General features: G+C 71.4%; 11 protein-coding genes. All 11 read right to left on the bottom strand.

Annotated elements, in window-relative coordinates; translation table 11 throughout:
• Positions 1-1,680 (bottom strand): serine/threonine protein kinase (locus A3Q37_RS28710; RefSeq protein WP_255311975.1); only part of this gene is annotated, 1,680 nt, incomplete at its 3' end.
• Entirely contained in the window at positions 1,677-3,029 is a 1,353-nt protein-coding gene (locus A3Q37_RS28700) for a hypothetical protein (protein ID WP_065488808.1), read from the bottom strand. The genes A3Q37_RS28710 and A3Q37_RS28700, both read right to left, overlap by 4 nt.
• Before the next feature lie 139 nt (positions 3,030-3,168).
• Positions 3,169-4,203 carry a glutamate ABC transporter substrate-binding protein gene (locus A3Q37_RS28695; protein ID WP_065488803.1) on the bottom strand — a complete coding sequence of 345 codons (1,035 nt, stop codon included), beginning with the start codon at positions 4,201-4,203 and terminating at the stop codon, positions 3,169-3,171.
• 11 nt (positions 4,204-4,214) lie between these two features.
• Positions 4,215-5,600 carry a hypothetical protein gene (locus A3Q37_RS28690; protein ID WP_065488796.1) on the bottom strand — a complete coding sequence of 462 codons (1,386 nt, stop codon included), beginning with the start codon at positions 5,598-5,600 and terminating at the stop codon, positions 4,215-4,217.
• Positions 5,601-5,898: 298 nt separating this feature from the next.
• Positions 5,899-6,873: an N-acetylglucosamine kinase gene (locus A3Q37_RS28685; protein ID WP_065488795.1), complete on the bottom strand. Its 975-nt coding sequence runs from the start codon at positions 6,871-6,873 to the stop codon at positions 5,899-5,901.
• On the bottom strand, positions 6,864-8,129 hold the full coding sequence (locus A3Q37_RS28680) for a 6-phospho-beta-glucosidase (protein WP_065488793.1): 1,266 nt from the start codon (positions 8,127-8,129) through the stop codon (positions 6,864-6,866). Before A3Q37_RS28680 ends, A3Q37_RS28685 begins: the two co-directional genes overlap by 10 nt.
• A 1-nt stretch (position 8,130) precedes the next feature.
• Positions 8,131-9,042 (bottom strand): carbohydrate ABC transporter permease, encoded by a 912-nt coding sequence (locus tag A3Q37_RS28675; RefSeq protein WP_065488792.1) that lies wholly within the window; start codon positions 9,040-9,042, stop codon positions 8,131-8,133.
• 3 nt (positions 9,043-9,045) lie between these two features.
• Positions 9,046-9,987 (bottom strand): carbohydrate ABC transporter permease, encoded by a 942-nt coding sequence (locus A3Q37_RS28670; RefSeq protein ID WP_065488791.1) that lies wholly within the window; start codon positions 9,985-9,987, stop codon positions 9,046-9,048.
• A gap of 6 nt (positions 9,988-9,993) precedes the next feature.
• A complete protein-coding gene (locus A3Q37_RS28665) occupies positions 9,994-11,325 on the bottom strand; it encodes an ABC transporter substrate-binding protein (protein WP_065488790.1) in 1,332 nt (443 codons plus the stop codon).
• 61 nt (positions 11,326-11,386) lie between these two features.
• Positions 11,387-12,592, bottom strand: a complete 1,206-nt coding sequence (locus tag A3Q37_RS28660; protein ID WP_065488787.1) for an ROK family transcriptional regulator — start codon at positions 12,590-12,592, stop codon at positions 11,387-11,389.
• A 181-nt stretch (positions 12,593-12,773) separates the two neighbouring features.
• A complete protein-coding gene (locus tag A3Q37_RS28655) occupies positions 12,774-13,838 on the bottom strand; it encodes a mechanosensitive ion channel family protein (protein WP_065488785.1) in 1,065 nt (354 codons plus the stop codon).
• Positions 13,839-13,982: the final 144 nt, after the last annotated feature.

Genomic DNA, 13,982 nt, shown 5'->3' with positions numbered 1-13,982 from the left:
GGACGGCTGCGCGCCCACCGGCAGCGCCTCGGCCACCGCGGACGTCACGGCCCCCGGCGCGACCGGAGCCGTACCGCCGTGGCCCTGCCCGCCGTGGGACTGCCAGGCGCCGCCCTGCGCCGGAACAGCGGCCTTACCGCCGCCGCGGCCCTTGCGGCGGCCGAGCAGTCCGCCCCGCGCGGAGCCGGTGTCCCGGCCGCCCAGCTGCGAGACGTCGTCCGTCTGCGGGGCGAACAACTCCGTGTCGACCACGCGCAGTTCCGCGCCGAACAGCGTCGACAGGGCCGGGCGCGGCCGGCCTGTCTGCAATGCCACGACCTCCCGCAGCACCCCCGTCAGCTGCTCGGCCATCTCCGCGGCGGAGGCGAACCGCCGGGCCGGGTCCGGGTCGGTGGCCCGCACCAGCAGCCGGTAGAACGACTCGTAGGTGCGGAACACCTCGATGGTGTCCGGGTCCGGCAGCGAGTCCACGAAGACGTTCGTGTACCCCTGGAAGTCGAAGGTGAGGACCGCCAGCGTCCGCGCCACCGTGTACAGGTCGGAGGCGACCGACGGGCCCAGCTCCGCGACCTCGGGGGCCTGGTAGCCGACGGTGCCGTAGATCGCGGACTCGTCGTCGTCCATCCGGCGGACCGCGCCCATGTCGATCAGCTTGAGCTGGTCCTCGGTCTGGATCGCGTTGTCGACCTTGAAGTCGCAGTAGAGCAGATTGCGGCTGTGCAGATGACCGAGCGCCTCCAGCGCCTCGATCCCGTACGCGCAGGCCTGCTCCACCGGCAGCGGATCGCGCTTCCCGGCCGGGGTGCGGCGCTCGTTGGCGATCTCCTTGAGGGCCTTGCCGCCGACGTACTCCATGACGATGTAGCCGTCGAGGGAGCCGGTGCGCTGGTCCAGGTGCTCGACGAAGTTGTAGATCCGCACGATGTTGGAGTGCTCGATCTCGGCGAGGAAGCGGCGCTCGGAGATCGCGGCGGCCATCGCGTCCTGGTCGCCGGTGTCCAGCAGACCTTTGAGGACCACCCAGCGGTCGGAGACGGCCCGGTCCACCGCGAGATACACCCAGCCGAGACCGCCGTGCGCCAGGCAGCCCACGACCTCGTACTGGCCGTGCACGATGTCGCCGCCGGTCAGCTTCGGCACGAAGGAGTACGGGTGGCCGCACTTGGTGCAGAACCCTTCCGTACGGCCCTCCCGGTCACCGCGCGAACGGCCCACCGGGGCCCCGCAGTCCGAACGGGAGCAGAACCGCTTGCGCTCGGGCACCTCCGCCCGCTCCATCACCGCCGTACGCGGATCGGGCCGGGGGACGTCCGGGACCTCCACCAGACCGACGCCGAGCCGCCCCCGGGCCGAGGTCGCCGACGTCGAGCCGGAGGAGCGCACCGAGACCGAACGGGAGGCGGCCGCCCCGGACAGCGAACGCGACAGCCGGCCGGAGACCGAACGGCGCGAGGTCGACGAACGGGAGGAGGACCGGGCGGAGGCACGGGAGCTCGAACGCTGCGATGAGCTGTTCCGGCCGCTCGCCCGGCCGCCCCCGGCGACCCCGGTCGGCGGCGAGGAGACCATGCCCGTCGGCGAGACGACCGGAGCCAGACCGCAGGTGTCGCAGTACAGCTCACCGCCGCCCATGTCCTCGTAGTCGCCCTCGCACGCGGGGCGCTGGCACTGCGTACTCATCGTGATTCCCCCTGTTCGCCCGCGCCGGGCCCGTCCTGCGGTCCGTCGGGCCGGCGCGGCGGCAGCGACTCCGCGACCGCGTGCTGGTAGCGCAGGACGGCCTGCTCGGCGACCCGCAGATCGCACGGCGCGCTCCACAGCATGCGGCGTGCCGCGTCGTACCGCTCGATCAGCAGTGGGTCCTCCGCCAGACCGTGCCGGGACGCCTTCGCCCGGTACGCGTCGAGCCGGCCGCGCAGCTCCGCGCGGACCGCCAGCGGCGCGGTCACCGAGGTCAACGACTCACGGGCGCGCAGCAGTTCGTCCTCGGCCTCCTGCTCCAGGGACTCCAGCAGCGGCGACAGGCGGTGCCACTGGGCGTGCCTGCGGTGCTCCGACGCGGCCGCCAGCCGCTCCTGGAGGGCGGTCGGCGGACCGCTGACCGCGGGCACCTCGGAGGCGGCGATCTTCGCCAGCACCTCGCCGCGCGCCGCCCGCGCCTCCGTCAGCGTGCGGTCCGCCCGCGAGAGGACGTCCCGCAGCCGCACCAGGCGCGCCTCCGCGTCCTGCCGGACCGCGAGCACCGCCTCGATCTCGCGCCGTACGTCCTCCAGGGCGCGGGCGGCCCGGTCGTAGCGCGAGGTGTCGGGGCGGCCGCCGCCGGGCGCGGCGCTGCCGGGACCCGGCAGCCAGAACGCCAGCGGGTCCGAGATCACCTGCACCCGCAGTGTCGTCAGCTCCTCGGTGATCTCGGCCAGGTCGTCGCCGGCCGGATGCTCACCGGGCCGCACGCCCACCGAGTGCGCCAGCGAACGCGTCCGGTGCAGCTCGGCCGCGAGCAGGTCGATCCGGGCGGGCAGCGCCGACCAGACGGAGTCGGAGGCGACGACCATGTCCAGGGACCTGGCGTACAGCTCGTTCATCCGGGCGACCAGCTCCTGGAGCGAGAACCGCTCGGAGAGCCGGGCCGGTCCCGCGGCCGAGGGCGGGGGCACCGCGCCCGGGTTGGCGACCGTGACCGATTCGCCGCGCAGCAGTTCGGTCAGCGCCGTGAGGTCGTCCCGGTTCGGGTGGCGGCGGCGCGCACGGATCGCGCGGGCCTCGGACAGGGCCCCCGCGTACGCGTCGAAATACCCCCACAGGAGGGTGATGGACTGCTCGGTGGCGGCCCAGCGCTCCCGGGTGACGCCGGTCAGCTCGGCGCCCTCCAGGAGCCGGCGCCCGGCATGGTCCTGGAGCGCGAGGAGCGAGGTCTCGATGGCCTCGTGCTCCGCCCCGAGCCGGGCCAGCGCACGGTCCGCCTCCTCCCGGTCCATGACCGGTCCGGAGGACCTCCCCGTGTAGCCGGGAAAGGATCCCGCGACGCCCATCGATCACCTCTCCGCTCTCCCCGCCGGGCCGGTGGGCCCGACGGGATCGTTCTGCTTCGGTCTGCTCCGGCCCGCCCGTTCCGGTCCGTACGCCGCTGTGGTGCACGGTGCCGCGGGGCGGTCGCCCGGAGGCAAGGGGTCAGTCGGTGCGGTACTTGGGGGCGGGCGGTGCGGTGATCCCGGGCAGGCCGGTCGCCAGCCACTTCTCGTAGGACCGCATCCAGGCGCTGTTCTTGCCGCCCGCCCGGTAGTCGACGAGGACCTTGTTGACCCGGGCCACCAGATCGTCGGAGCCCTTCTTCGTGGCGACGCCGTAGTACTCCGTGGTGAACGGGTCCTTCCCCTTGAGCTCCACCGCCGGGTCCTGCGCCGCCTGCCCGGCCGCCAGGGCGTTGTCCGTGACGACCGCGTCGACCTCGCCGAGCTGGAGCCGCACCAGGCAGTCCAGCTGGTTGGGCACGGTCAGCCGGTCCGGGTCGCGCTCGGTGCCGTCGAAATCGTCCTTGTAGAGCGCCCCGAAGGACTTCTTCTCCAGCGCCTCGTACGCCGTCGAGCCCTCGGCCGAGCAGACCCGCTTGCCCTTCAGCGAGGAGTCGTAGCCGGTGATCGGCGACTTCTTCGGGGCGAGCACCTGCTGTCCGGCCCGGAAGTAGGCGGTGGAGAAGGAGACCTGCTCCAGTCGCTTGCAGTTGATCGTCATCGTCCGCACGACGACGTCGACCCGGTCGTTCTCCAGGGCGGCGATGCGCTGGTTGGTGGGGATGGCCCGGAAGATCACCGCGTCCGGGTCGCCCAGCAGGTCGTCGGCGATGGCCCGCACCAGATCGATGTCGAACCCTTCCAGATTCCCGCTCTCCGGGTTGCGGTAGCCCCAGCGGAAGCTGTTCTGGTCGACGCCCGCTATCAGCTTGCCGCGCTCCTTGATCCTGTCGATGTTCGGCCCGTCGTCGCCGGACGCGGGCAGGCTCGCCTCCGGCTCGGTGCACGCCTCGGCCCGGGCCCGTTCGGTCGTCACCACCCCGCCCGACGTGCCCGTTCCGGCCGGCCCGCCGCTGTGGTGGGCCAGCGGCAGCAGGGTGACCGCGGCCGTCACCGCGCACGCCACCGCCATCCCCGTCACACCGCCCCAGCCGCGCAGGCCGCCGCGCCCGGGCCGGTCCTCGGACCTGCTCATCGCTGCCCCTCTCACCGGTACTCCGAGAGCCTGCGGTTGACCCCGACGATCACGGCGACGGCCCCCAGCACCGCCAGGGCCGCGGCCCCGGTCGGCAGACCCCGCAGGGCCCCGCGCCCGTCCTTCGCCGCCGAGGTGAACTCGCCCTGCTCATGGGCGAGCGCCTTCTCCAGCGCGGCGTCCACCTGCTGGAAGGACTGCCCGGTGGACTTCTCCGTCCCGATGATCTGCTCCAGCGCCCCGTCGTAGTCGCCCCGGTCGTCCGTCGCCCGGGCCTCGCGGTGCCGCACCTGCCACTGCGCCACACCGTCCGCCGCCCTCGCCACCGGCGCGCTCCCGCTCTCGTCGTCCGCGAGCCGCCCGGCCTTCTCCAACTGAGCCTTCAGTGCCTTCATCCCCGAGCTGTAGTCCGCCTCGTACTGGTCGGCGGAGCCGTCGGGCGTCAGCACCGCGCCACGCGCCACCAGGGTGAGGTTCTCGTTGGCGCGCGCCTTCAGGGAGTTGATCCGGGCGTCGTTGAGCACATCCAGCGACTCCTGGCCGTGCACCATCGCCGACCGCAGCTCCGCGCGGGCCACCGTATGCCCCACGGCCAGCCAGAGCACCACCACCGACGCGGCGGCCGTCGCCGCCAGCAGCCCGTGGTTCAGCACCCGGTTCGTCCGGCGGTAGGTCCGCCGCTGCATCCATCCCAGCGCGCCCAGCACGACGATCCCGGCGCCGATCGACCACAGCGGCCACTGCCGGGCGTCGGCGGAGTCGCTCTCCAGCCGGCCCGTCTCCGCCGCGTACAGCCGCTCGGCGGCCGGGAGCATCTCGCCGGCCATCTTCTGGTTCGCGTACCGCAGATAGGCGCCGCCCAGCGGCAGGCCCTGGCGGTTGTTGGCGCGGGCGCGCTCGATCAGGCCTGTGTAGACCGGGAGCAGCTTGTTGAGCGTGGCTATCTCACGGCTGGACGCACTGGCGGAGTCGGTGGACCCCGACGCCTTCACCAGCAGCCGGGCCGCCTCCTCGATGTCCTTCCGATACTGCTCCTGCACCGCCTCGGGCTCCTGCGCCCCCGCGAGGAACCCACTGGCCGCCGTCGTGTCCGCGTCCGCCAGGAAGCGGTAGATGTCCGCCGCGTCGGCGCTGAGCGGCTGACTGCGGCTGACCACGTCGTCGGCCGAGGAGGCCCGCTGCGATATCTCCAGCGTCGTCACCGCGCCGAACGCGACGACCAGCAGGGCCAGGACGGCCCCGATGATCTGGAGCCGGCCGGGCTCGGTGGTCGCCACGGCCCGCAGGCGCCGCGCCTGCGCGGTCCACGTGGTGCGCTGTGCGGGCACGGCGGCGTGCCCGGACACCGGGTCCGGAGTGCGCAGCGTCTGCGAGCCGCCGCTCGGCGGGTGTGTCACTCGACCTCCCCCTCGGTCACTGACAGTTGGGTCCCCGTCCCGTCCCCGTCATCAGTCCCCGCATTCGATCAGGGCGGACGCGGCCGATCAAGGCAAGCAGCACAACGTGCCCGGATACATCCCCATAAGCGAACGGACTTCCCATCAGGTACACGTTCCAGAAGCCCGATCGGTTCCCTCGCGCCCCTCGTACGCCAGCCGTTCACCCGTACGAGGAACGCACGAGAAGCGTCCCCCCCCACGCGCATCGCGTGAGGGGACGCCCCGCCGGATCCCGACCGTTCCCGGACCGGACCCCTCAGGCGTACCGCGCCCGCAGCTTCCGATGGACCTCCGGGCCCGCGCCCGTCCGGTCCAGGCCCAGCAGCGCAGCGCCCAGCACCGGTGGCTCGGACACGACGCGCACCTCGGCCTTCGGGGCGCGGGCCGCCAGCAGCGCCGCGATCCGGTCGTTGAGCTGCGGGTGCCGCGCGGCCAGCACACTGCCGCCCAGCAGCACCGGAACCTCCTCCTCCAGCAGATCGAGGCGGTCCAGCGCGACCGAGGCCATCGCCACGACCTCGTGCGCCTGCCGCTTCACCAGCGCGGCCGCCACCGGATCCCCGGCCTCCGCCGTGGCGAACAGCACCGGCGTCAGCTCGTGCCGCCGCCCCAGCGGGATCGTGCCCCGGTGCAGCGCCTCGATCAGCGCGTACATCGAGTCGAGCCCGAAGTGGCCCGGCAGCGTGCGGGCCAGCTCCGATGCCTCGCCGCGCCCGTCCTCGGCGCGCGCGGCGAACCACAGCGCCTCCTCCGCGAGCCCCGAACCGCCGCCCCAGTCACCGGAGATCCGCCCGATCGCGGGGAAGCGGGCGGTCCGCCCGTCCGGGGTCATGCCCACGCAGTTGATCCCGGCCCCGCACACCACCGCGACGCCCCGGGGCTCGTCCACCCCGGCACGCAGGATCGCGAAGGTGTCGTTGCGCACCTCCACCGAGGAGCCCCAGCTACGGGACTCCAGAGCGGCCGCCAACTCGGCCTCCTCGACCGGCAGATCGGCGTTGGCCAGACACGCGGAGACATGCCCGGAGAGGACGGGCGGAGCCGGCAGCTCCGCGACCGCCCGCTCCAGCACCCCGGCCAGCACGTCGATCGCGGCCTCCACCCCGATCGCCGGCGGCTGGAAGCCGCCGCCGCGCGCCGTGGCCAGCACCGTGCCGTCCGCGCCGATCAGTGCCACATCGGTCTTGCTGTTGCCCGCGTCGATGGCGACGACCGACACGTTCACGCCCACGCCAGGTGCTCCCGGTTGTGCGCGATCAGCCGGTCGGTGAGGCCCTCGGCGTAGTCGAACTGGCCGATCAGCGGGTGGGCCAGCAGCGCCTTGAAGACCCGGTCCCGGCCGCCGCGCAGCGCGGCTTCCAGGGCGAGGTCCTCGTACGCCGTCACATTCGCGATGAGACCGGCGTACAGCGGGTCCAGCGCCGGGACGGCCAGCGGTGTGGCGCCGTCGCGCCCGACCCGGGCCTGCACCTCGATCACCGCGTCGTCCGGGAGGAACGGCAGGGTCCCGTTGTTGTACGTGTTGACCACCTGGACCGGTGAGCCGCCGTCGCCCAGCAGCGAGGCCGCCAGATCCACGGCCGCCTCGGAGTAGAACGCGCCGCCGCGCTTGGCGAGCAGCTCGGGCTTCTCGTCCAGCGCCGGGTCGCCGTACATCTCCAGCAGCTCCTTCTCCATCGCCGCGACCTCGGCGGCCCGCGACGGCTTGGTGCCCAGCTCCCGTACGACCTCGTCGTGGGCGTAGAAGTAGCGCAGATAGTAGGAGGGGACGACGCCGAGCCGGTCCACCAGCTTCCGCGGCATGCGGAGGTCGTCCGCGATGGCGTCGCCGTGCTCCGCGAGCAGCTTCGGCAGGACGTTCTCGCCGTCCGGGCCGCCGAGGCGCACCCCCAGCTCCCAGCTCAGATGGTTGAGCCCGACGTGGTCGAGATGCACCTGGCCCGGCTCCACCTCCAGCAGCCGGGCGAACTTCCGCTGGAAGCCGATCGCCACGTTGCACAGGCCGACCGCCTTGTGCCCGGCCTGGAGGAGGGCGCGGGTGACGATGCCGACCGGGTTGGTGAAGTCGATGATCCAGGCGTCCGGGTTGGTGCGGCGGACCCGCTCGGCGATGTCGAGGACGACCGGCACGGTGCGCAGCGCCTTGGCGAGGCCGCCGGCGCCGGTGGTCTCCTGGCCGACGCAGCCGCACTCCAGCGGCCAGGTCTCGTCCTGGTTGCGGGCGGCCTGTCCGCCGACGCGCAGCTGGAGCAGGACCGCGTCGGCGTCGGCGACACCCGCGTCGAGGTCGGTGGTCGTCGTGATCTTCCCCGCGTGGTCCTGCTTGGCGAAGATCCGCCGGGCGAGGCCGGAGACCAGCTCCAGGCGGTCGGCCGCCGGATCGACGAGCACCAGCTCCTCGATCGGCAGCGTGTCCCGCAGCCGGGCGAATCCGTCGATCAGTTCAGGGGTGTAGGTGGACCCGCCACCCACTACTGCGAGCTTCATGTCAGCCCTTTACTCCGGTCAGTGTGACGCCCTCGACGAATGCCTTCTGGGCGAAGAAGAAGACGGCGATCACGGGGGCCATGACCAGAACGGTCGCGGCCATGGTCAGGTTCCAGTCGGTATGGTGTGCGCCCTTGAAGGATTCGAGGCCGTAACTGAGCGTCCAGGCGGCCGGGTTCTCCGAGGCGTAGATCTGTGGTCCGAAGTAGTCGTTCCAGGCGGCGAAGAACTGGAAGAGGGCGATGGCCGCGATCCCGGGTTTGGCCATCGGCAGGACGACCTTCAACAGCGTACGGAACTCACCGCAGCCGTCGACCTTCGCGGCGTCCAGGTACTCGTTCGGGATGGTCAGCAGGAACTGCCGCAGCAGGAAGATGGAGAACGCGTCGCCGAAGGCCATCGGGATGATCAGCGGCCACAGGGTGCCGGACAGGTCCATCTGCTTCGCCCAGAACAGGTACATCGGGATGATGACGACCTGCGGCGGCAGCATCATCATCGAGATGACGAGCATCAGCGACAGCTTGCGGCCCCGGAAGCGGAACTTCGCCAGCGCGTACGCCACCGGGATCGACGACACCACGGTGAGGACGGTGCCGACGCCCGCGTACAGCAGGGTGTTGCGCCACCAGGTCAGAAACCCGGGGGTGTTGAAGACCCGCTCGTAGTTGCCCCACTCCCAGGTGTTCGGGGTGAGATCGCGGGTCAGCGCCTGCTGGTCGCTCATCAGCGAGGTCAGCACCACGAAGACGAACGGCAGCACGAAGAAGAGCGCGGCGGCGATCCCGAGGGAGTGCACGGCGATCCAGTGCAGCAGCGCCTTGCGGCGCGCTGTGCGGGCGGCGGGCGTCCGCGCAGGGCGCTCGGGGGACGCGGCAGCGGCTTCACGGACAGGGTCGAGGAGGTGGGTCATGGCTCAGTCACCCGCCGAGATCAGGTTGTTGCGGCCCCGCATCAGCAGCGCCGTGAAGGCCATGGCCAGGGCGAACAGCACGAGGGCGACGACACAGGCGGCGCCGTAGTCGAAGCGCTGGAAGCCCAGGTTGTAGACGAGCTGCGGAAGCGTCAGTGTCGACTTGTCGGGATAGCCGGGTTCGAAGGACTGGCCGGAGCCGCCGATGACCCCAGAGGCGACCTTTCCGGCGACCAGCGGCTGGGTGTAGTACTGCATCGCCTGGATGACGCCCGTCACCACCGCGAACAGCACGATGGGCGAGATGTTCGGCAGGGTCACGAAGCGGAACTTCTGCCAGGCGGACGCGCCGTCCAGCTCCGCCGCCTCGTACTGCTCGCCCGGCACGTCCAGCAGCGAGGCCATGAAGATCACCATCAGGTCCCCGATGCCCCACACCGCGAGCATGGTGAGCGCCGGCTTGGACCAGGAGGCGTCGTTGAACCAGCCGGGCGTCGGCAGCCCGAAGTCCCCGAGGATCGCGTTGACCGGGCCGGTGCCGGGGTTGAGGAGGAAGACGAAGGCGAGCGTCGCCGCGACCGGCGGGGCCAGATAGGGGAGGTAGAACAGGGTCCGGAAGACCCCCGCCCCCATCTTGATCTTCGTGATCAGCAGGCCCACGCCGAGCCCGAAGACGACCCGGCAGGTGACCATCACGACCACCAGCCACAGCGTGTTGCGCAGCGACGGCCAGAACATCGGGTAGTCGCCGAACACATACGTCCAGTTGGTCAGCCCGTTGAAGACCGGCGCCCCGAAACCGTCGTAGTCCGTGAAGGAGAAGTAGACGGTCGAGACCATCGGGTAGGCGAAGAAGACCGAGAACCCGATCAGCCACGGCGACATGAAGGCCGCGTTCCGCAGCGCCGACCTGCGGCGCTTGGAGCGGAGGGTGTGTGTCGTCATCGGGGGCTACTTGGCCTTGGCGATGTCGGTGTCGATCTGCTGCGCGGTCTTCTCCAGGCCGGCCTGGAGGTCCTTCACCGCCCCCTTCTCGTACTGGTAGCCGAAGTCCTGGATCGTCTGCTGGTACGTCGAGCCGTTGACGGCCCCGTCGGGGGTGTTGGACTTCGGGTGCTGGGCGATCTCCAGGAACGTCTTGAAGCGCGGGTCGAACGTCAGGTCCGGCGACTTCAGCGCCTCGAAGGTGGAGGGGACGTTCCGGATGCCGTTGGCGAACTCCACGACCGCCTTGGTGTCGCTGGTCATGAACTTGACCAGCTCCCAGGCCGCGTTCTGCTTCTTGCTGGCCGGGGCGATGCCCACGATGGTGCCGGAGAGGAAGCCCTTGCCGTAGCTGTCGGCCTCGTCGTCGGCGACGGGCATCGGCGCGACGCCGATCTCGAAGTCCGCCCCGGCGTCCTCGGCCATCCCGAGCCGCCACTCGCCGTCCAGCTGCATCGCGACCTGACCGGTGTGGAACGGGTGCTTGGCGCCCCACTCGTCACCGAAGGTGCCCCGGTACTTCTCCAGCTTGTCGTAGCCGCCGAGATCCTCGACGAGCTTCTTCTGGTACGTGAACATTTCCGCGAACGCCGGGTCCTTGGCGATGTTGGACTTGCCGTTCTCGTCGAAGTACGTGTGGTCCCAGGAGGACAGATAGTGGTCGGCGACGGTCTCGTAACCGTGGAAGGTCGGCATGAAGCCGAGCTGCTCGTAGCCGCCGCCCTTCTCCACCGTGAGCTTCTTGGCGACGCTCGCCAGCTCGGACATCGTCTTCGGCGGCGCGGTGATCCCGGCCTTCTTGAAGGCGTCCTTGTTGTAGTAGAGGCCGTAGGCGTCGGTGAGCAGCGGCAGGGAGCAGCGCTTGCCCTCGAACTGGGTGTAGTCCAGGAGGACCTTCGGGAAGGTCTTCTCCAGGTCCAGCTTCGACTTCTCGATGAACGGCTTCAGATCGGCGAAGGCGCCGGAGGAGCAGAACTTGCCGACGTTGGCGGTGGTGAAGGAGGAGACCACGTCGGGCCCGTTCGAACCGCCCGCGCGCAGCGCCTGGTTGAGCTTGTCGTCGTTGATGTTGCCGGAGACCTTCACCGTGATGTTCGGGTGGGCCTTCTCGAACCGGTCGATGTTGTCCTGGACCGCCTTCACCTCGGCGGGCGCGCTCCAGCCGTGCCAGAAGTTGATCGTGGTCTTCGCGTTCGGGTCGTCGGAGGCGCCGGCCTCGGACTGGCCGGTACACGCGGTGGCGAGCACCGATATCGCGGCGACGGCGACTGCGGCGGTGGTGAGACGGCTGGTGCGCATGACAGAACTCCCTGGGACGGGGAAGAGGCAGACGACGGGGGGACGGGGGGAGGAGCGTGGTTCAGCGCGAGGTGTCGAACACTTCGTCGCGGGTGTCGGCGAGCGCCCGCTCCAGGGCGCCGCGCAGGACGGGGGTACGGTCGATCTCGCCGACCACCAGACGCGGCCGGGAGGCGGCCAGCTCGGCCAGCTCGGACTGGATCAGGGAGCGCAGGATCTCGCCGCCCGCCGCGACCGCCCCGCCGGAGAGCACGATCAGCCCGGGGTCCAGGACGGCGGTGACGGAGGCGAGACCGGTGGCGAGCCGCTGGGCGTACTGACGCAGCAGCTCGGTGAGCGCCTCGTCCCGCTCGTACGCCTCGGCCGCCCGCGCCAGCAGTTCGCCGGCGACCTTCGCGTACGGCTGCTGCGGGGTGTCGATGCCCAGCGCCTTCGCGAGCCGGGGCACCGCCTGGGCGCCCGCCAGCTCCTGGAAGCCGCCGCTGTTGGCCTTGACGACCTGGCGGACCAGCGGGGTGCCGGGCACCGGCAGGAAGCCGACCTCGCCCGCGCCGCCGGTGAAGCCGCGGTGCAGCCGGCCGTTGATGACGAGGGCGGCGCCGAGGCCCTCCTCGTTCCACAGGAGCACGAAGTCCTCGTGGCCGCGGGCCGCACCGAGACGCTGCTCGGCGACGGCGACGAGGTTGACGTCGTTCTCGTACTCCACCGGCATCGGCAGGAACGCGGCCAGCTCGTCCAGCAGGGTGGGGGAGTGCCAGCCGGGCAGATGGGAGGCGTACCGCAGCCGCCCGGTGCCCGGGTCGAACGCGCCCGGGGTGCCGATGACGATCCGGTGCACGTCCGCGCGGGTCAGCCCCGCGTCCTTCACCGCCCCGTCCAGCGCGTCGGCGACCTGCCGCACCACGCTGTCGGCGCGCCGCCCCGGGGTGGCCAGCTCGAACTGCCCGACGGTCGCCCCGGTCACGTCCGCGACGGCGGCGACGATGCGCTGCCCGTTCACGTCGAGCCCGGCGACATGGGCGGCGCGCGGGTTCACGGTGTAGAGCTGCGCGTTGGGTCCGGGGCGCCCCTCGCTGGTCCCGGTGGCGACGACGAGCCCGGCCGCCTCCAGCCGGGCCAGCAGCTGGGAGGCCGTGGGCTTGGAGAGCCCGGTCAGCTTGCCGATCCGGGTCCGGGAGAGCGGCCCGTGCTCCAGCAGCAGATCGAGGGCGGCCCGGTCGTTCATGGCCCGCAGTACCCGGGGGGTGCCCGGGGTCGTTCCCGTCATCGAGGATGCACCCGCCTCTGTGAGGAGCTGCGCCGGATCCGCGCGGACTCTGTTAGGAAACTTTCCTATTCAGGGAGGACCGTAAGGCGCGGGTCACCGACGCGTCAAGAGGCGCCCCACCGATCCGGTGGAGCGCCTCTTGACGGGCTGACGCGTGGCTTTACGGGTGCCGGTTCGGCTTCTAGTGCTTGTTCAGGTTCGCCGGGGGTATCGGCGTGGTCGCCATCGACTGCGGGGAGGTCGCCGAGGCGTACGCGGAGGGAGCCGCCACCCCCGCCGCCGGGTCCGCCGCCGACTCGTCCTGCTGGGGCGGGACCGTGCCGATCATGCGGATGCCCGCGTCGTCCAGCGCCTGCTTGATACGCCAGCGCAGCTCGCGCTCCATGCCGACCGACTTGCCCGGCATCGTCTTCGCGGTCACCCGGACCGTCATCGAGTCCAGCAGCACCGCGTCCAGGCCGAGCACCTCGACCGGGCCCCACAGCCGTTCCGACCAGGGCTCTTCCTTGGCCATCGTGTCGGCGGCCGCGGTGATCGCCTTACGGACCTGCTCCAGGTCCTCGGTCGGGCGCACCGTGACATCGACCCCGGCCGTGGACCAGCCCTGGCTGAGGTTGCCGATCCGCTTCACCTCGCCGTTGCGGACGTACCAGATCTCGCCGTTGTCGCCGCGCAGCTTGGTGACGCGCAGCCCCACCTCGATGACCTCGCCGGAGGCCACCCCCGCGTCGATCGAGTCGCCGACCCCGTACTGGTCCTCCAGGATCATGAAGACACCGGAGAGGAAGTCCGTGACCAGGTTGCGGGCGCCGAAGCCGAGCGCCACACCCGCGACACCCGCGGAGGCCAGCAGCGGCGCCAGGTTGATCTTGAAGGCGCCCAGGATCATCAGGGCGGCCGTGCCCATGATCAGGAACGAGGCCACCGAGCGCAGGACCGAGCCGATCGCCTCCGAGCGCTGGCGTCTGCGCTCCGCGTTCACCAGCAGCCCGCCCAGCGCCGTGCCCTCCACGGCCTGGGCGCTGCGGTTCATCCGGTCTATCAGGTTGGTCAGGGCACGCCGGACCAGATAACGCAGCGTGATCGCCACGGCGACGATCAGCAGGATGCGCAGCCCGGTGCTCAGCCAGGTGGACCAGTTCTCCTCGACCCAGCCCGCGGCGTTCCCGGCCTGTTCGGCGGCTTCGCCCAGCGAGCCGACCGGCTCGGGAGACGGGGCTGCGGCCAAGAGGACGGACAGGGACACGACGGGGACCTCCAGGGGGACGACGGCTGGTCGACAACACTAACGAAGCCGGGGGAGTGGATCGTTGCCGTCGCGGGAGGAGAGACGGGTCTCACCGGGAACACCTCGGCTGTGGCCGATCGCACAGCGCGGACGGCCGCCCTG

The organism is Streptomyces sp. PTY087I2 (assembly GCF_001687325.1).
Classification (GTDB): Bacteria; Actinomycetota; Actinomycetes; order Streptomycetales; family Streptomycetaceae; genus Streptomyces.
The sequence above is the reverse complement of the archived record's forward strand: the minus strand, read 5'-3'. Positions and strand labels throughout refer to the sequence as shown.